At 55.3% G+C, this 18220-nt stretch carries 15 protein-coding genes and 1 pseudogene; all 16 read left to right on the top strand.

Annotation, left to right across the window (positions count from 1 at the left end; genetic code table 11):
• Nucleotides 1-1500: a type VI secretion system contractile sheath large subunit gene (gene tssC / locus AC2FAP_RS08090; protein WP_014170549.1), complete on the top strand. Its 1500-nt coding sequence runs from the start codon at nucleotides 1-3 to the stop codon at nucleotides 1498-1500.
• A 65-nt stretch (nucleotides 1501-1565) separates the two neighbouring features.
• Nucleotides 1566-2072, top strand: coding sequence for a type VI secretion system amidase effector protein Tae4 (locus AC2FAP_RS08085; RefSeq protein ID WP_020883459.1), 507 nt, complete (start codon nucleotides 1566-1568; stop codon nucleotides 2070-2072).
• A complete protein-coding gene (locus AC2FAP_RS08080; protein ID WP_047955751.1) occupies nucleotides 2069-2494 on the top strand; it encodes a T6SS amidase immunity protein Tai4 family protein in 426 nt (141 codons plus the stop codon). The genes AC2FAP_RS08085 and AC2FAP_RS08080 overlap by 4 nt, the downstream gene beginning before the upstream one ends.
• A gap of 180 nt (nucleotides 2495-2674) precedes the next feature.
• Nucleotides 2675-3157 carry an Hcp family type VI secretion system effector gene (locus AC2FAP_RS08075; RefSeq protein ID WP_014884229.1) on the top strand — a complete coding sequence of 161 codons (483 nt, stop codon included), beginning with the start codon at nucleotides 2675-2677 and terminating at the stop codon, nucleotides 3155-3157.
• Nucleotides 3158-3227: 70 nt separating this feature from the next.
• Nucleotides 3228-4216: pseudogene (locus AC2FAP_RS08070) on the top strand (hypothetical protein).
• Nucleotides 4210-4626, top strand: a complete 417-nt coding sequence (locus tag AC2FAP_RS08065; RefSeq protein ID WP_485452902.1) for a hypothetical protein — start codon at nucleotides 4210-4212, stop codon at nucleotides 4624-4626. Before AC2FAP_RS08070 ends, AC2FAP_RS08065 begins: the two are co-directional and overlap by 7 nt.
• Before the next feature lie 89 nt (nucleotides 4627-4715).
• Nucleotides 4716-6500, top strand: a complete 1785-nt coding sequence (gene tagH / locus AC2FAP_RS08060) for a type VI secretion system-associated FHA domain protein TagH (protein ID WP_214579324.1) — start codon at nucleotides 4716-4718, stop codon at nucleotides 6498-6500.
• Nucleotides 6497-7294, top strand: coding sequence for a PP2C family protein-serine/threonine phosphatase (locus tag AC2FAP_RS08055; RefSeq protein ID WP_014170545.1), 798 nt, complete (start codon nucleotides 6497-6499; stop codon nucleotides 7292-7294). Before tagH ends, AC2FAP_RS08055 begins: the two co-directional genes overlap by 4 nt.
• A 16-nt stretch (nucleotides 7295-7310) precedes the next feature.
• Nucleotides 7311-8297, top strand: coding sequence for a hypothetical protein (locus AC2FAP_RS08050; protein WP_020883465.1), 987 nt, complete (start codon nucleotides 7311-7313; stop codon nucleotides 8295-8297).
• A 9-nt stretch (nucleotides 8298-8306) separates the two neighbouring features.
• On the top strand, nucleotides 8307-9119 hold the full coding sequence (locus tag AC2FAP_RS08045; RefSeq protein ID WP_485452901.1) for a type VI secretion system accessory protein TagJ: 813 nt from the start codon (nucleotides 8307-8309) through the stop codon (nucleotides 9117-9119).
• Entirely contained in the window at nucleotides 9112-9675 is a 564-nt protein-coding gene (tssE, locus tag AC2FAP_RS08040; protein ID WP_010432861.1) for a type VI secretion system baseplate subunit TssE, read from the top strand. Before AC2FAP_RS08045 ends, tssE begins: the two co-directional genes overlap by 8 nt.
• Before the next feature lie 2 nt (nucleotides 9676-9677).
• On the top strand, nucleotides 9678-11549 hold the full coding sequence (gene tssF / locus AC2FAP_RS08035; protein ID WP_020883467.1) for a type VI secretion system baseplate subunit TssF: 1872 nt from the start codon (nucleotides 9678-9680) through the stop codon (nucleotides 11547-11549).
• Nucleotides 11546-12589 carry a type VI secretion system baseplate subunit TssG gene (gene tssG, locus AC2FAP_RS08030; RefSeq protein WP_025203894.1) on the top strand — a complete coding sequence of 348 codons (1044 nt, stop codon included), beginning with the start codon at nucleotides 11546-11548 and terminating at the stop codon, nucleotides 12587-12589. The genes tssF and tssG overlap by 4 nt, the downstream gene beginning before the upstream one ends.
• Nucleotides 12590-12623: 34 nt before the next feature.
• The gene (gene tssH, locus AC2FAP_RS08025) at nucleotides 12624-15239 is read left to right on the top strand and encodes a type VI secretion system ATPase TssH (protein WP_485452900.1); all 2616 of its coding nucleotides are present in this window, start codon (nucleotides 12624-12626) and stop codon (nucleotides 15237-15239) included.
• Between the two features lie 24 nt (nucleotides 15240-15263).
• The gene (locus tag AC2FAP_RS08020; protein ID WP_410389956.1) at nucleotides 15264-16700 is read left to right on the top strand and encodes a serine/threonine protein kinase; all 1437 of its coding nucleotides are present in this window, start codon (nucleotides 15264-15266) and stop codon (nucleotides 16698-16700) included.
• A gap of 36 nt (nucleotides 16701-16736) precedes the next feature.
• On the top strand, nucleotides 16737-18203 hold the full coding sequence (locus tag AC2FAP_RS08015) for a Tle-like phospholipase domain-containing protein (RefSeq protein WP_449541740.1): 1467 nt from the start codon (nucleotides 16737-16739) through the stop codon (nucleotides 18201-18203).
• The last annotated feature ends 17 nt before the right edge of the window (nucleotides 18204-18220 follow it).

Raw genomic sequence — 18220 nt, 5'->3', positions numbered from 1 at the left:
ATGAGCAACCAGACTCAACAACACGAGCAGCAGAGTGGTCAGGCGTTCAGCCAGGATGAATTCAGCGCGTTGCTGAACAAAGAGTTTCGTCCGAAAACCGATCAGGCGCGCTCCGCGGTGGAAAGTGCGGTAAAAACGCTGGCGCAGCAGGCGCTGGAAAATACCGTTACCTTCTCCAGTGACACCTACCGCACCATTCAGAACCTGATTGCCGGTATCGACGAGCAGTTGTCTCAGCAGGTGAACCAGATTATTCACCATGAAGAGTTCCAGAAGCTGGAGAGCGCCTGGCGCGGTCTGAGCTACCTGGTGAACAACACTGAAACCGACGAGATGCTGAAGATCCGCTTTATGAGCATCTCCAAGCAGGAGCTGGGTCGTACCCTGAAACGCTTTAAGGGCGTGGGCTGGGACCAGAGCCCAATCTTCAAGAAAATCTACGAGCAGGAGTACGGTCAGTTTGGTGGCGAGCCGTTTGGCTGCATCGTTGGCGACTACTACTTCGACCACAGTCCGCAGGACGTTGAACTGCTGGGCGAGATGGCACGTATCGGCTCGGCGGCCCACTGTCCGTTTATCACCGGTACCGCACCGGGCGTGATGCAGATGGAGTCCTGGCAGGAACTCGCGAACCCGCGCGACCTGACCAAAATCTTCCAGAACACCGAGTATGCCGCGTGGCGTTCACTGCGTGAATCCGAAGATGCACGCTACCTTGGCCTGGTGATGCCGCGCTTCCTGTCGCGCCTGCCGTACGGTATTCGCACTAACCCGGTCGACAGCTTCGATTTCGAAGAGCAGACCGATGGCGCGAACCACAACAGCTACTCCTGGGCGAACGCCGCGTATGCCATGGCTGCCAACATCAACCGCTCCTTTAAAGAGTACGGCTGGTGTACCTCAATCCGCGGCGTGGAGTCCGGCGGGGCGGTTGAAAACCTGCCGTGTCATACCTTCCCGAGCGACGACGGCGGCGTGGACATGAAATGCCCGACCGAAATCGCCATCAGCGATCGTCGTGAAGCCGAGCTGGCGAAGAACGGCTTTATGCCGCTGGTTCATCGCAAAAACTCTGACTTTGCCGCCTTCATCGGCGCGCAGTCTCTGCAGAAACCGGCTGAGTACCACGACCCGGATGCGACCGCTAACGCGCGTCTGGCATCCCGTCTGCCGTACCTGTTCGCCTGCTGCCGCTTTGCCCACTACCTGAAGTGCATCGTGCGCGACAAAATTGGCTCCTTCCGTGAACGTGAAGAGATGGAACGCTGGCTGAACGACTGGGTGATGAACTATGTGGACGGCGACCCGGCTAACTCCTCACAGGAGACCAAGTCCCGTAAACCGCTGGCGGCTGCCGAAGTGCAGGTGCAGGAAATTGAAGATAACCCGGGCTACTACGCCGCGAAATTCTTCCTGCGTCCACACTACCAGCTGGAAGGTCTGACCGTTTCTCTGCGTCTGGTTTCTAAACTGCCGTCACTGAAGACGAAAGACGCGTGATGATGATTGCCGCCGGGAGGCCTTACCCGGCGCCTGCTTTATAGCATGGAAATGTGAGAGGAAATATGACCGCGAGACCTTCGTTTGTTGCTGCCTGGGCGGCGGCAACACGTATTTACGATGCAAATGATTCTATCGGCAAAGTTAAGCAAATTATCGGCGGCAAGGTTAAGCACAACTTCGAAATACCGCAAGATCAGGGTGGGTGGTCAAATAGTTGTGCCGTACGCATGAGTTATGTTCTGAACTATACCGGGCATCCCGTCCCGCGTATTGCAAATCTCACGGTATCCGGTGCTGATAATAAATGGTACTTCTATCGGGTAAAGGATGTTATTGCCTGGTTGACGCGTCAGTGGGGTAAACCTGACATGGTCGTGAGTTATCCTTCCTTACCCGTTCAACAATTAGCCAACAAAAAGGGCGTAATTCTGTTTGAGGTACAGGGCTGGAGTGACGCCGCAGGTCATGCCACATTCTGGAATGGTTTAACCTGTTCGGATCATTGTTATTTCAATGCACCGGAGACGAATTACACGACGACCAAAGCCAATTTTTGGGAGTTACCATGAAAAAAATAATTGCCAGTCTACTGTTGCTCACCAGTTCCGCCTCTGTTTATGCAACTGACGATCCGGTGATGTTTGTCAAAAAAATGCCTTATAAGCAAGTTGTTAAAGACGTTGTTTTTTCTCGCTGTCTGGCACAAGTTTCAGATGATAAAAGCCAGTTTTCTCTGGATGCAGCGCGTAGCAGTAGTGCATTACTGGAATGGGTGCCTTTCGATATTGAAAATGGCAATGACAAAATTAATGCCCTTATTGATAAATATAAAGGCGCAACCAATGCCTTTCATTCTGAGATAAAACCCGATGTCAAAGGCGTAACGTTAAACTGTCTACGTCTTTATCATAGTGACGAACTTAATAAACTTGTACCTCAATTAATTATCGGCAATCCTGACCGCACCTGGATTCAGGATAATCCGCAGTAGTAAAGACTTCACATTCTTTCCTTTCATTCAGGGGGAATGTCAAGACTGTCAAATGACACGGGTCATTTGATATGAGGCAGAGGTAAAATATGGACGGTTTTATTCAGCCCCATGCTTTCCTGTTTGCCATATAAGTGCTTTTTCGAAAGCAATATTGTTCATCCACGAAGAGTAGATATTATGGCTATTGATATGTTTCTGAAGGTCGAGGGTGTTACGGGCGAATCTAAAGATTCTAACCACACCGGCTGGACTGATATTACCTCCTTCTCCTGGGGCGCTTCCCAGCCAGGTAATATGAGTGTTGGTGGCGGCGGCGGTGCCGGTAAAGTTAACTTTAACGATCTGCACGTTAACGCTCTGATCGACAAATCCACTACAGCAATTCTCAAACACTGCGCAAGCGGTAAGCACCTGACTAAAGTTGAACTGTCCGTGTGCAAAGCGGGTGGTCAGCAAGTTGAATATACCCGCATCACGCTGGAAGATGTGCTGGTAACTTCTGTTCAGTACACCGGTGCGGACAACGGCGACACCGTTGGTGTGACCTATGCATTCCAGGCTGCGAAAGTGAAACAGCAGTACTGGGAGCAGACCACTGCTGGTGGTAAAGGTGCTGAAAGTAGCGCTGGCTGGAACATTAAAGAAAACAAAGAAGCGTAATTGCGTACGTGGCCGGGGAGTTTTTCCCTGGCCCTACGTATTAGTCAAAACTTTGCAAAGAGATCGAGTAATGAGCGTAAAATCAATGGTTGCACCTGGGTATTGTATTGTTCAGCAGCCCGGGACGTTGGATTTTCAGGCGAGGCTTCTGTTTAATAATCCTAATAGCGATGCAGCGCGTCATTTTATGCAAATTAATAGCGATACTCAATGGTCCAAACCTGGTCAAATGTTAATTGTCAATGATCCAGGAAACAATAATGCAGTGCAACTTAAACAACTGCAAATCGCAAAACAGAAAGTTAATAGTTCTCTGGCGGATCTTAATACAGGTGAGGCTAATTTCCTCTCTCAGCACTATGGCACAATTGCCGCAGTCACAAACTTTATGGATAAGTCCCTTGGTGTGGTTTCTGATGCGGGTGACAAATACTTCAGTGAAATCGAAAAAAATTAAAATCCATTGAGTTGGCCTATCAAAATCAGTACAGAACGCAAGGGACATTAATAGGGCAACAGTTTTTTGTTGAGCGTCAACGATTGTTCTCTGAGTTAGATGTTTTATTAAATAAACTTTCCAGATTAACTCTTAAAATGAAACCTTATAATGAACTCAGACATGCATTAGGTTTATCGAGCAGATCAATTGTGCATGAATGGAGCACTGCCGGTGTTGGTTCTATTCGGGGTTATTCAACATACATTGATAATGCTTCAAAGGCCGCTCGTTTTCTTAAAATGGGGGGATGGCTTGCAATAGGCTTTGCTGGTGCAAATACGACCAATGAAGTTTACAATGCGTGTACCGTTGGACGAGAGCAGAGTTGCTCAAAAGTTGCTGTAAAAAAATACAGTAGCTTTGGTGCAGGTCTTGCTGGTGGCATTTACGGTGGCAAATATGGTGCCATAGCCGGGGCGGGAGTTTGCGTTGCGCTGGGAGTTGCAACTGGCGGTGTAGGATTGCTCGCATGCTCTATTGTCGGTGCGGCTGCGGGTGGATACGCTGGTAGCGAAATAGCAGGTGGAGCAACAGAGTATATGATGGATAAATTATGGTAAATCTCGAGAATTTACTTTTATTGCTTACTGTGGGTTTGTTTCTCGTTGTTGTAATTATGGATCTGTTTAGTTCTCGTTATTTTAAAAAACACGAGGCTGACTATAATCAGCTCCTTTCTGACTACAGACGCAAAGGTTATGATCTCGATCTGGTAACAAATTACGCTTCTTTTTTTGGATCACTGGCAAACTATCAAAAAATAATCTGGTTTATTCGTCTTCATAAAGGCGTGAAGATGAAGTTTACTCGCGACAGGCTGGTGCAGGAAGAAGCTTATGAATATATTCAATCATTACCAGATGAAAAAATTGCCTGGATGCTAAAACTGCATCGTCGTTATAAAGTGAAGGCATTAATATTCACACTATGGCTCATTGTTGGATTATTTTTTGTAAATTTCATTAAATAGTTTTGTTGATATTCTCTTCCTCAAACGCCGCCGTTCTCGCCCCGAGAGCGGCAGCGTTTGAGCGCTAATCATACCAGCAGGAATACGCCATGCGATTCACGATTATTTCTACAAAACCCGGTCATCAGCCGCCGCAGAGCAGCTGTGATTTTTATGCCCCGGGCGGCACCATTGGGCGCGGTACGGATAACAATCTGGTATTGCCGGACAATGACCGCACCATCTCGCGTTTGCAGGCCATTGTTCACGTTGACGCCCAGGGCGAATGCCGCGTCACTAACCGTGGCAGCGTCACTCGCGTGGTATTGAATGACATTCCGCTTGAGCGCGGGCGCCAGGTAGAGCTGCAGGATGGGGACATTCTCGGTATTGATGATTACCGCATCGAAGTGACCGAACTGATTCATGATACGCAGCCAGTCAGCCGCATGGCGGCGACCATGCAGCAGCAGGCGCGTCCAGCCGCGGCCCCTGCGGCAGCCCCGCAGCCAAAGCCTGCGAGCGCCGCCCCGCGCGGGAAGGCGGAACCGACTGCTGTGCCGTCGGAAATCTGGGATAGCCTGATGCAGGAGTTCTCTATCTCCGACAGCATTTCCAGTTCTCGGGCGAAGCCGCAGCCGGCAGCGTCGCACGATCCGTTCTCCCAGCCTGTCGCACCTGAGCGTAACGCTGAAGATCCGCTGGCGATGTTCAATGACAGCGATCCGAAGCTTGAGCGTAAGAACGTGGATCCGGACACGCTGTTCAGTGACGAAGCGTTGTTCAAAAAAGAGAGCATTTTTGACGACGTCACCCCGTCTACGCTGGTGCCGCCCAATGAAGCTAAACCTGCGCAGCCACAAGAAGAGCAGACGGATGAACTCGATCCGCTGGCACTGTTTGGCGGTAGTGCCAGCGCACCTGCCGCACGAAATGACGACCCCCTCGGGTTGATGGGCGGGGCACCGTTAACCCATCCGGATGAGATTGTCGGCGATAAGCCAGAGGCCGTCGTTGAGCCAGAACTGACGCCAGAGCCGCAAGCAGAACAGGAAGAAGACGTCCTTGCCGCTTCTCCGCTGTTTGCTCCTGAACCGCAGGTGCCGCCGCGCGTGGAAGAAGAAGAGCCGGCGCGACCGGATTATGCCGGCTTCACCATGCCAACCCCGCAGGCCGTGGCGCGCAGTAATGCCCAGGCACCTAAAGGGCGTTTGCGTATTGACCCGGTCAAAAACGCGGCGTCGCCAGCAGCCCATAATGGCGAAAAGGGTGAAGTATTGCAGGGCGAATTACTTGAGGCGCTGCTGGAAGGGATGGGGCTCAGCGAAATGCAGCCCGTCCCGCAGTTTGACCGTGAAAACATGCGTCAGCTGGGGCAAATTCTGGGCATGTTTTCTCAGGGCACCGTGGCGCTGCTTTCTTCGCGCTCCATTCTCAAGCGCGGCGTAAAAGCCGATATGACCATGGTACTTGATGATGCCAACAACCCGTTCAAACTGTTGCCGACCGGGAAAACCGTTCTGATCCAGATGTTCGGTACGCCAATGCCGGGCTTTATGCCGCCGACAAAATCCGTGCGTGACGCGCTGATCGATCTGCAGGCGCATCAACTGGGTATGATCTCCGGTATCCGCGCCATCATTGCCGCCATGCTGCAATCCTTCAACCCGGAACAGCTGGAAGAGCAGGCGAAGCAGAACGGGATGACCTCCCGACTGGCGCTGCCGGGCAGCCGCAAAGCAGCACTGTGGGACTACTTTGTCCGCAGCTACGGTGAAACGGCAGGCGAGATTGAGGATGACTTCCACACCCTGTTTGGCGAAGCCTTCCTCCATGCCTATGACATGGAGGTAAATCAGTACAAAGACTCACAGAGCGGATCGGAAGAAAAATGAATATCGCAACGGCTTCTCTCTCCCGCCAGGGGACGCGCGCCAGCAACCAGGATCAGACGGGAGAAACCATAGGGGAACGTTCAGCCTGCTTTGTCGTCTGTGATGGTATCGCTGGTCTGCCGGGCGGTGAGGTGGCCGCTGAACTGGCCCGCAACAGTATTATCTCCCGTTTTGATGGCGACAAGCACCTGAACGCGCAGCATATTCGCGACTATGTGCAAACGGCGAATCGCACCATTCTCAGCGAACAGCAGGCGGTTCAGGATTATCGTCGAATGGGCACCACGCTGGTCAGTCTGTTTATCGACAGAGATTACCGGCTGGCCTACTGGGCACATGCCGGGGACAGCCGCCTGTATCTGTTTCGCCGGGGCTGGCTGTGGCATGTCACCACCGATCACAGCCTGGTTCAGCAGATGAAAGATGCAGGGCACGACACCGATAACCTCAACAGCAATCTGCTCTATCTGGCGCTGGGTATTGAAAACGGTGGGCCAGAAGCGAGCTACAGCGATGTGGTGCAGGTCGAAGACGGAGATGCATTTCTACTCTGTACAGACGGTTTCTGGCACGGCGTCAGCGAAGAACAGATGAAACAGTCGCTGCACATGGTTAACACGCCACAAGAGTGGCTGACCTTAATGAACCAAATCATCCAAAAGAATGGCGAACAGGAGGGGAATGCTCAGGATAACTATACCGCCCTGGCGGTATGGATGGGCAACCCTCAGGACACCACTTTGCTGCATACGCTTTCTGACGCAGCACAATTTCTTCCCTGCGGAACTGATTAGACACACAAGGAACGATATGAAACTTTGGCTATCGGGTTTAGCACTTCTGGCGGTGGCGTCCACCGCGCAGGCTGAGAATTTCCGCATTGTGCAGTCTCCTGCGCAGAAGCTGGATATCTGGATTGATAACATCAAAGACAACACCCCACAGAGCTGGTGTAAGTCAGAGATTGCGCTGCGTATCGTGGCGAACGGCAACAAAGACGTCTCGGTTCTGGAGAACTTTGTCCCGCGTCTGGGCTCGCTGCTGGAACACCAGTGCAGCAAAGTCAGTAAACTGAGCTGGACGCTGAACGATCCGTCCGGGACGACGCTGGCGCAGGGGACAGCAGGCAAAGCGCAGGACTGGGCGCTGGTGGTAAAACAGCAGCAGACTGCGCCAGTGAGTACTCCAGCCAGCGGTGCGTTGCTGCCGCCGGACCAGAACGCGGAAACCCACACGGTTGCTGCCGATCGCACGCCGTGGCAGGAATTTACCCTTCAGGACGGCTGCCATCTGCGTACCTTCTGGGAAGGGGGCTCGTCTGCTCCGGCGCTCTTTATTCCGGATTCAGACACCACCCGCTGCGGAAACGGGAGCTGGCTGAGTGGTCACACGGTTATCTCACAGTCCCGTAATGGTGGACAAAAAGAGATACCGGTGACCTACATTCACGGCTTCCCGGTCATGGGACTGAATCAAAGTGCCGACCCGGAAAACGCGCTGATCACCTCTGTCAACAAAGAGCGCATGGTTTTCAGCACCTCCAACAGCGACCAGAGCTGGATGATCCTGCCTTACGACAGCAGCCTCAACGGCTGGAAAAGCAACGGCACGGTGGCCGTGGAGATTTCACGAGAGACCGCCAGCGACGATGCAAAACTGCAGGCGCGTATCGCCGCGGTGAAAAAAATCTGGGGCGCCTGGGTTACCCCTGGCACAACGCTCAATATCGTCCTGATTGACACCCTGCGCCCTCAGCTGCGCGATCCGGCAGTCGGCGCCTGGCGCGCGGCAAACTAAGGAATGGCTATGAATACGCTCTATCAACACCTGGCGGGTGAATCGCTGAGTGACGCGCTGGTGCGTCTTGAAGCTGAGATCAAAGTCCGTCCGGCCGATGCCGATCTCCGCGCCGCGTTTGTGCAGTTTTTGACCCTCAGTGGTAACTGGACGCGTGCCCTGACTCAGCTGAAAAGCTGGCTGGCACTTAAGCCCCAGGCTAAACCAACCGTTACCCTGCTGGAGCAGTCCATCCTGGGTGAGCTGCAGCGCGCGCAGGTGATGGCGGGGCAGGCTCGTCCTGCCATGCCTGAAACCCAGTGGCCGTGGCTTACCACGCTTGCCGCCGCGCTTAATGACGCGGGAGAGCGTGCTCAGGCGCTGCGTCTGGAAGCCCTTGAGCAGGCGCAGGCAACGGCGGGTCAAATCACCCTTGAGAATGACGAGACGCAGGCATTCGCATGGCTGATGGACGGCGATGCTCGTCTGGGGCCCGTGTGTGAAACCATCGTCAACGGCCGTTATTTCTGGCTGCCGTTTAACGCCATCGCCGAGATCCGTTTCCAGGCGCCTGCCAGCGTGACTGACCTGGTGTGGCGTCATGCGCTGGTGCGCCTGACGGACGGTACCGAACAGGTTTGCCAGATCCCGGCGCGCTATCCTTTTGCAGCGGATGCGTCTGACGCGGTTAAGCTCGCGCGCACCACCGAATGGCTGCCGCTCGACAATGACGGCACGCTGTATGAAGGCATGGGGCAGAAAGCCTGGCTTAGCGAGCAAAGCGAAAGCCCATTGCTGTCGTTGAACCTGGTGACGTTTGCTGCGGATGGAGCCCATGAGTAATCCCGCTGGCGAAGGCGATCTGCTGCGCAGCGGCTGGCAAGCCCGCAGCAAGCAGGAGAAGGTGGGGGCGCGCGATAAAATGCAGCCCTCGCTGCTGGATCGCCTCACCGATAACGATCCGGAAAAAAAACGCGAGTCCGCCAACAGTAATCTGATTACCCACGCCGCCCTGCGCCGCAACGTGCTGCGGGATCTGCAGTGGTTGTTTAACACCATCAACCATGACGCATCCGGTGACCTGAGCGCGTTGCCGCATGTGAACCGCTCGGTGGTTAATTTTGGCGTCGCGCCGCTGGCCGGGAAAAGAATGTCAGACATTGAATGGCACGACATTCAGCGCAAGCTTACCGAGGCCATCATTAACTTCGAACCGCGTATTTTGCCGCAGGGACTGCAGGTCCGCTGCGTGTCAGACACCTCGTCACTGGATCTGCACAACGTGTTGTCCATTGAGATAAAAGGGCGTCTGTGGTGTGTGCCGTACCCGCTGGAGTTTCTGTTTCGCACCGATGTCGATCTGGAAAACGGCCATTTTGAACTGAAAGATGCGGGGTGATCATGGAAAGTAAACTGCTCGAATATTACAACCGTGAACTGGCCTATCTGCGTGAAATGGGCGCTGAATTTGCCGAGCGCTATCCTAAAGTCGCGGGTCGACTGGGCATGCGCGGCATCGAAGTGGCGGACCCGTATACCGAACGCCTGATGGAGGGGTTCGCGTTCCTGACCTCCCGCGTGCAAATGAAAATGGATGCGGAGTTCCCGCGCTTCTCCCAGCGTTTGCTGGAAATGATTGCGCCAAACTATCTCGCGCCAACCCCCTCAATGGCGATTGCTGAAATCCAGCCCGACAGCACGCGTGGCGATCTGAGCAACGGTTTTAAGGTGCCGCGCGGCACCATGATGGACAGCCTGGCGCTGAAAAAGACCGGGGTCACCTGCAGCTACACCACGGCGCATGAAGTTAATCTGTTGCCGCTGAAAATCGATAAGGTCGAGCTGGGCGGTGTGCCTGCCGATCTGCCGCTGGCGCAGCTGGGCCTGAGCCAGCGGGGGATCAACAGCGCGTTACGGATCCGCATTGCCTGTGATGGCCCGCAGCATCTTGGGCATCTGGATTTTGACCGTCTGGAGTTTTTCCTTAGCGGCCCGGATATTGAAGCGCTCAAGCTGCTTGAGCTGGTCATGGAGCACCACGCCGGGATTGTCTGCCAGACCGTCAGCAAGCACCCGCAGCGACAGCTGCTCTCTGCGGATGCCTTACGACAGGAAGGGTTTGAGCCGGACCAGGCGCTGCTTCCGGACGACCTGCGCAACTTTGACGGCTATCGTCTGTTGCAGGAATACTTTGCGTTTCCGGCACGGTTCCGCTTTATCAGCCTCAGCGGTCTGGGCAAGCTTATCCAGCACTGTGAAAATGAAAAAGCGTTCGATATTTTCATCCTGCTGGATAAAAGCGATGAGCAGCTGGAGCGGGTGGTTGATGCCAGCCATCTGGCGATGCATTGCACGCCGGTGATCAACCTTTTCCCGAAAGTGGCGGCGCGGCAGAAGCTGAGCGAGAGCCAGCATGAATATCATCTGGTGGTGGATAACATCCGTCCCCTGGATTATGAAATTTATGCGGTAAACAAAATCTTCGGCAGTGCCGACGGCCAGCGTGACGATCAGACATTCCGACCTTTCTGGAGCACCTGGAGCGGTGATGCGGGCAACTACGGCGCCTATTTTTCCCTGCGCCGTGAGCAGCGAGTACTCTCTGAACATGCCCTGCGCTACGGCACCCGAACCGGTTATATCGGCTCCGAAGTCTTTGTTTCGCTGGTGGATGAACAGCATGCACCCTGGCAGGAAAATCTGCGCTATATCTCCGCGGAAGTATTGTGCACCAGCCGCGACCTGCCGCTGATGCTTCAGCAGGAGCTCGGACAGTTCATCATGGCCGATTCCATGCCGGTGAAATCCCTGACCCTGCGAAAAGGCCCAACGCCGCCGCGTCCGGCTCTGGCCGAAGGGTTTAGCACCTGGCGATTGATCAGCCAGCTGCAGATGAACTATCTCAGCCTGATGGACAGCGAAAACGAAGAGGGCGCCGCCGCCCTGCGTCAGCTGTTAGGGCTGTATGCTAACCTGGCGGAGACGCCGGTTGCGCGTCAGGTTGAGGGCGTTCGCCACTGCGTGCTGGAGCCGGTTCACCGTCGCGTCCCGGAGCCGGGTCCGGTGGTCTTTGCGCGCGGGATCGGCATTACTCTGACGGTGGATGAGCGTGCGTTTTCCGGCGCCAGCCCCTGGCTTTTCGGCAGCGTGCTGGAACGCCTGTTTGCCCGTCTGGTGTCCATCAACAGCTTTACTGAATTCACGCTGAAGAGTCAGCAGCGCGGTGAGATTGGCTACTGGGCACCGCGCATGGGGAAAAGGGCACTACTATGAGCGAAGTCGCCTCCGCGCCGCTGCGTGTCCATCGCCTGACGCCGTTGCCGGACGCTTTCTGGCGCGGCGTTCGTGAGACGCCGTGGCGCTACGATCTGTTCCAGCTATTAAGACGCATTGATGCCCAGGGCGGTGAACGTTATCCGCTGGGGCGCGCGCCGCTGCCGAAATTTGAGCCATTACGTATCGGTCAGCAGCCATCGATGAGCTTTGCGCCGTCAACCCTCGCGCAGGTGCGCCAGCGTGAAGAGAACGGGCTGCACGAGGTGTCTATCCTCAGCTTCGGTCTGTTTGGTCCAAATGGCCCGCTGCCCGTCCATATGACAGAGTACGCCCGCGAGCGTATTCATCATCATCAGGACACCAGCCTGAGCGCGTTTGCCGATCTGTTCCATCATCGCCTGACGCTGTTGTTTTACCGTGCCTGGGCTGATGCGCAGCCCGCCGTCTCTCTTGACCGCGCGGACAACAAACGCTTTGAGGGGTACCTGGCATCCTTGATCGGCATGGGCCAGCCGGGGCAGATGACCAAAGGCAGCCTGAGCGCACATGCCCGTTTTACTCACGCGGGGCACCTGACCCGTCACGCACGGGATCCGGAAGGGCTGGAGAAGATCCTGCGCAACTATTTTCACGCCCCGGTAAAACTGGTCACGAACGTGGCGCAGTGGATGCCGCTTTCGCCGCGGGAACAGGCGCAGTTGGGTGAAGGGCGTCGTCTGCCGCGGATGGGAGAATCCGCTTTTCTCGGCGTTGCGGTGCGCGACGTGCAGCACAAGTTTCGTATCGAAATCGGCCCACTGAGCGCGGAAGAGTACAACCGCTTCCTGCCAGGCGAAGCGTGGGTCACTGAACTGCGCGACTGGGTACGCCAGTACGCAGGGGTGGAATTTGAATGGGAAACTCGGGTTATTCTGCGCGCCGACGCGGTGCAGGGTGCCTCGCTCGGTAGCGCCGGGCGGTTAGGTTACAACACCTGGCTGGGCCTTCAGCCTCAGCCTGTCCCACGTGGCGATCTGGTGTATCGCGCAGAGCGATAATTTTTCTAACGCATTGTTATCAACGGAACCGAACATGTCAGAAATCAGCCGTGCCGTGCTTTTCGGCAAACTGGATACGCTGTTATTTACCTCACTGGAAAGCGCCACCGCGTTCTGCAAGCTGCGCGGCAACCCCTATGTTGAGCTGGTGCACTGGCTGCATCAGCTGATGCAGCAGCAGGATGGCGATCTGCAACAGGTGATTCGTCATTTTGCGCTCGATGAACAGCAGCTGACGCGCGATATCGTGGCTGCACTGGATGCGCTGCCACGTGGCGCGAGTTCTGTTTCCGATCTGTCAGAACATATCGACAGCGCCGTGGAGCGCGCGTGGGTGTTTGGCTCGCTGAAGTATGGCGTCAGCCGTATTCGCGGCGGACATTTACTGATTGGCATCCTGAAAACCTGGAATCTGGCTAACGTGCTGAAAAGCATCTCGGCGCAGTTTACCCGCCTTAACGTCGACGTGCTGATCGAGCAGTTTGATGCGATTTGCGCTCAGAGCAAAGAGACGCAGCAGGCGGCCGCTGCCGCGGATACGCCAGCCGGTACGGTGCCTGCCGCACAAGGGACGCTGGCCCAGTATGGTCAGGACCTGACCGCGCGCGCGCGTGAAGGGAAGATTGACCCGGTTGTCGGGCGCGATGAAGAGATCCGCCAGATGGTCGATATTCTGATGCGCCGTCGCCAGAATAACCCGCTGCTGACCGGGGAAGCTGGCGTTGGCAAAACGGCGGTGGTGGAAGGGCTGGCGCTGCGTATCGCCGAAGGCGACGTGCCGGCACCGCTGCAGAATATTCAGCTTTGGCTGCTGGATATCGGCATGCTGCAGGCCGGCGCAGGCATGAAAGGCGAGTTCGAAGCGCGTCTGCAGGCCCTGATTAATGAAGTGCAGTCCAGCGCTACGCCAGTCATTCTGTTTATCGATGAGATCCACACCCTGATTGGCGCTGGCGGTCAGCAGGGTACCGGCGATGCCGCTAACCTGCTAAAGCCGGCCCTGGCGCGCGGGCAACTGCGCACCATCGGCGCCACCACCTGGGCGGAATACAAAAAATACATCGAGAAAGACCCGGCGCTGACCCGTCGTTTCCAGACGGTACAGGTTCACGAGCCGGACGAAGCCAAAGCGATTCTGATGCTGCGCAGCACCGTGTCGCCGCTGGAGACGCATCACCAGGTACTGCTTCTCGACGAAGCGGTCAGCGCGGCGGTCAAGCTTTCACATCGTTATATTCCGGCGCGTCAGTTGCCGGATAAAGCCGTTGCGCTGCTTGATACTGCGTGTGCCCGCGTGGCGGTCAGCCAGAGCGCGCCACCGGCACAGCTGGAAGATTGCCTGCGCCATCTCGCTGCCCTGGATGTGGAGATCGAGATTGCCGGACGCGAAGCGCGCGTGGGGGCCGGCGATCCGGAGCGCGTCGCAGCCTTGACCGCCGAGCGCAATACATACGAAACAAAGCGCGAAGCCCTGACCCAGCGCTGGGAAGAGGAACGTGCTCTTGTGACTGAAATCATCCGCCTGCGTGCCGCGCTGTTTGCCGCTGGTGATGACGAGACCGGCGAACTGCGCAGCGCGCTTAACGCACAGCAGCAGGCGCTCAACGCTTTACAGGGCGACGAGCCGCTGCTGTTTGCGGCGGTGGATGAAAATGTGGTAGCGGCGGTGGTCTCTGACTGGACCGGTATCCCGCTGGGCCGGATGGTAAAAAACGAAATTGATGCGGTGCTCAACCTGGCTGATACCCTCAACCAGCGCGTCATCGGCCAGCGTCACGGCCTGGATCTGATTGCCCGCCGCGTGAAAACCTCGCGGGCGAAACTCGACGATCCGAACAAACCTGTTGGCGTATTTATGCTCTGTGGCCCGTCCGGCGTGGGGAAAACGGAAACCGCACTGGCGCTCGCGGAATCGCTTTATGGTGGTGAGCAGAACGTTATCACCATTAACATGAGTGAATTCCAGGAAGCCCACACCGTTTCCACCTTAAAAGGTGCGCCTCCGGGATACGTGGGCTATGGTGAAGGCGGGGTATTAACCGAGGCCGTTCGCCGTCGCCCGTACAGCGTGGTCTTGCTGGACGAAATTGAAAAAGCGCACCCGGATGTACATGAAATCTTCTTCCAGGTCTTCGATAAAGGCTGGATGGAAGATGGCGAGGGCCGCCATATTGATTTCCGTAACACCATCATTATTCTGACATCCAACGTCGGCACCGATCTGATCAGCGCCATGTGTGCCGATCCGGAACTGATGCCTGAGCCTGAGGCGTTAAGCGGCGCGTTGCGTCAGCCGCTGCTGGAGGTCTTCCCGCCAGCGCTGCTGGGCCGTCTGCTGGTGGTGCCGTATTATCCACTGAGCGACGAGATGCTGGGGCAGATTGTCCGCCTGCAGCTCAAACGCATTCAGCGTCGTCTGCTAGAGAATCACAATATTATTTCCGAGTTTGATGACAGCGTGGTGGAACAAATTGTTCAGCGCTGTACCGAGGTGGAGTCTGGCGGCCGCATGGTGGACGCTATTCTGACAAACACCTTGCTGCCTCAGATGAGCCAGATATTACTTACCGCCAGCCGCAGCGATGAGCAGTACCGACGTCTGCACGTCACCTGTGAGCAGGGCGAGTTTCACTGTCAGTTTGCCGCGTAATAATCATCAAGAGAACTGTAAAAGATGACGGATAATGATAACAATCGGACTGTCCCAAACGCGCTCCCGGTCGGGTATCGCTTCAACGAGTTTGAAATTAAAGAGGTGATCGGCGGCGGCGGGTTCGGCATCGTCTATCGCGCGTGGGATCATCAGCTCGAACGCACTATCGCTATCAAAGAATTTATGCCTGCCTCGCTCGCCGTGCGCGGCGACGATATGACGCTGGTACTGCGCAGCGAACGTTTTGGCAAAGCGTTTTCCGCCGGCCTGAACAGCTTCATTCAGGAAGCCCGCCTGCTGGCGCGCTTCAACCACCCGAACCTGCTTCACGTGCTGCGTTTCTGGGTGCAAAACGATACGGCCTATATGGGAACGCTGTTCTATAGCGGTACCACGCTCTCCCGTCTGCGCGAACAAAAGCCGGAGCTGATTAACGAAGCCTGGATCCGTCGTATGCTGCCCATGCTGTTCGGTGCCATTAAGACAATTCATGACGAAGGCTATCTGCACCGCGACATCTCTCTGGATAACATCCAGATTCAGGACAACGGCCTGCCGGTTCTGCTCGATTTCGGCTCTGCGCGCCGCACCATTGGTAATCTCTCTGATGAGACGGAAACCATGCTGCGCCCGGGCTTTGCGCCGATCGAGCAGTACACTGACGACAACGAAAGCGAGCAGGGCCCGTGGACGGATATTTATGCCCTCGGCGCCGTGCTGCGTACCCTGATTGTCGGCTCACCGCCGCCGGTCAGCGTGGTGCGCTCAATCCAGGACACCTGCAAACCGCTGGTGGAACTGCAGCCACAGGGCTATTCCCTCTCGCTGCTGCAGGCCATCGACCGGGCGCTGGCGTTGCACATGGAAGACCGACCGCAGTCCATCGATGAATTCGCGGCGCTGATTGAGATGCCGGTAGCGGGTATCGACGATGTACTGAGCGCGAAAAAACCGGGCACGATGCTGGTACCGGTAGAGGAAGAAGCACCGGCTTCTGCACTGGACTGGCACCGGTACAAAATCCCGGCAATGGTTGCTGCGGGCGTGCTGGTTGGCGTCGTCGCCGGAGCGATGCTGTTTAGCGATGGCGACCATGATGCGCCAGAGCAGGCGGCGCAGGCCCCTGCTGAGACACGCCCCGTTGAAACCGCATCGAACGCGCCGGATGTGAAACCGGATACGGCGAAAGCCAGTGAACAGACTGCACCGACTGCGACAGCGCAACCGGCCACCCCGCCAGTGGATGCCAGCCCGGTGGCACTGGTCTATATCCGTATTTTTGACGGTGAGACCCTGAAAGTGAACGGTGAGCCAAAAACACTGCGTCCGGCGAATAACGGTTATGCATCGCTCAAGCTACCTGCGGGCGAGGCCAGAATTGAACTGCAGGGCAACGGGAAAACGCGTACCCAGACGCTGGATATCGCGAAGCCTGGCACCTGGCTGGTGAATCCGTAAGTAAGGTAAGCAGGGACTGGTAACAGGACGGAGCGAATGTATAACCTCAAGTTTGTCTATCTTTTCAGCGAGAATGTCTCGCCAGCGCTTTTCGCGAAAATTATCCGCCCGTCCGTAGCCGGGCAGTGGATAATGTCAGTTCCCGACAATTCGCTGCGCTCGCTGTTTCCGCGTTACGATTTGCTGCATTCCATCACCGGGGCGAATCCCTATCAGTCAGGACGCGATACCCGTAAGCTGATCGTGCAGGATCTCGATATCGGCAGGATCGTTGCCATCGACGAGAGTTTCCGTAACTGGTCATCGGTAACGGAGATATTTTATATCAATGCCGATGGCCGACTGCAGGCGGCCTCGCTTACCGGTCTGGGCTGGTATCCGGTAAGCACAATCGTCGATCGCTACGAAACCATGGTGCGAACCTACGGTGCCCGTCCTGCGCCGACGGTACTGCCGAAGCAGGTGGTGAAATCCAAAGCGGCACAGGTGCCGGATGAGGCCACGCCGGGTAAAGACGGTAAAACCTATGCTTCGCAGCTACAGCAGATGACCAAGGCGGAACGCTGGCAGGCGCGTAAGGATCTGATCGCGAAGGGTAGTAACAGCCTTTACCCGGATGCGCAGATCGCCGCTAAACGACTGGCGGCGAATAATATTGCGGTGGAGAAAGCGAAGCTTGCTGAGAATGTTTATAAGACAGTGAATCCGCTGGAGACAACGCCGGGGGTGCCAGAGGGCTGGAAGGATATAAGCAACGATGAATCGGCGCTGGATAAATTCGGTCTTAAAAGCAATGAGCTTTTCGATAAGGCAGAGTCGCCTGATTTTCTTTCTCGCGTGTATCAGCCTGACCCGGACGTTTTCGGTAATGATATGAACCCTACACTGGTATTTAGGGGGTCGAGAGTACCAGAATTTCCGTCGCTCCAGGAACATATCGATTCGCTGAAAAACAGTAAAGAACTGGCATCGGTCAAAAATAGCGCTGACTGGTTGAATAATTTTAAACAAGGAATGGGTTTTGAAGCACCTTATTACCGAAGTGCAGTAATCATCGGTGAAAAACTCGCTATGACAAAACAGCCCATTGATATCGCAGGACATTCATTAGGCGGTGGTTTAGCCTCGGCAACTTCTATGGCAAGTGGAAAAGCGGGTTGGACATTTAATGCCTCTGGGCTTAATAGCGGGACTGTCGAAAAATATGGCGGGCGTTTGCTGGGTAGCACTGAAAACATTCAGGCCTACCGTATCAAAGGTGAACTGCTAACTAAAGTTCAGGAAGTAGATCTTGTGGAGGACTTTAAAACAATGAATGGGCACATTCCATCGTTGATTGCTAAAGAAGAATTGTCAGCGCTTGCCCCTAATGCTGCAGGTATTCCACACGATTTATCCGGTGGAACAGGCGGAGCTTTTGATCGCCACGGCATAGGAGAAGCCATAAATTGTATCGAACAGCAAAAAGACGAAGACATCGCAGTAATCAGGAGTCGTTTGTGAAAAAATTATATACAATT

It is taken from the genome of Enterobacter cloacae complex sp. 394I7, assembly GCF_057320345.1.
This window is presented reverse-complemented; position numbering and strand designations above follow the sequence as displayed.

Excerpts from the sequence above, each read along its gene's own strand:
- tssC (WP_014170549.1), top strand. The coding sequence starts at position 1 with ATGAGCAACCAGACTCAACAACACGAGCAGCAGAGTGGTCAGGCGTTC.
- AC2FAP_RS08085 (WP_020883459.1), top strand. The coding sequence starts at position 1,566 with ATGACCGCGAGACCTTCGTTTGTTGCTGCCTGGGCGGCGGCAACACGT.
- AC2FAP_RS08080 (WP_047955751.1), top strand. The coding sequence starts at position 2,069 with ATGAAAAAAATAATTGCCAGTCTACTGTTGCTCACCAGTTCCGCCTCT.
- AC2FAP_RS08075 (WP_014884229.1), top strand. The coding sequence starts at position 2,675 with ATGGCTATTGATATGTTTCTGAAGGTCGAGGGTGTTACGGGCGAATCT.
- AC2FAP_RS08065 (WP_485452902.1), top strand. The coding sequence starts at position 4,210 with ATGGTAAATCTCGAGAATTTACTTTTATTGCTTACTGTGGGTTTGTTT.
- tagH (WP_214579324.1), top strand. The coding sequence starts at position 4,716 with ATGCGATTCACGATTATTTCTACAAAACCCGGTCATCAGCCGCCGCAG.
- AC2FAP_RS08055 (WP_014170545.1), top strand. The coding sequence starts at position 6,497 with ATGAATATCGCAACGGCTTCTCTCTCCCGCCAGGGGACGCGCGCCAGC.
- AC2FAP_RS08050 (WP_020883465.1), top strand. The coding sequence starts at position 7,311 with ATGAAACTTTGGCTATCGGGTTTAGCACTTCTGGCGGTGGCGTCCACC.
- AC2FAP_RS08045 (WP_485452901.1), top strand. The coding sequence starts at position 8,307 with ATGAATACGCTCTATCAACACCTGGCGGGTGAATCGCTGAGTGACGCG.
- tssE (WP_010432861.1), top strand. The coding sequence starts at position 9,112 with ATGAGTAATCCCGCTGGCGAAGGCGATCTGCTGCGCAGCGGCTGGCAA.
- tssF (WP_020883467.1), top strand. The coding sequence starts at position 9,678 with ATGGAAAGTAAACTGCTCGAATATTACAACCGTGAACTGGCCTATCTG.
- tssG (WP_025203894.1), top strand. The coding sequence starts at position 11,546 with ATGAGCGAAGTCGCCTCCGCGCCGCTGCGTGTCCATCGCCTGACGCCG.
- tssH (WP_485452900.1), top strand. The coding sequence starts at position 12,624 with ATGTCAGAAATCAGCCGTGCCGTGCTTTTCGGCAAACTGGATACGCTG.
- AC2FAP_RS08020 (WP_410389956.1), top strand. The coding sequence starts at position 15,264 with ATGACGGATAATGATAACAATCGGACTGTCCCAAACGCGCTCCCGGTC.
- AC2FAP_RS08015 (WP_449541740.1), top strand. The coding sequence starts at position 16,737 with ATGTATAACCTCAAGTTTGTCTATCTTTTCAGCGAGAATGTCTCGCCA.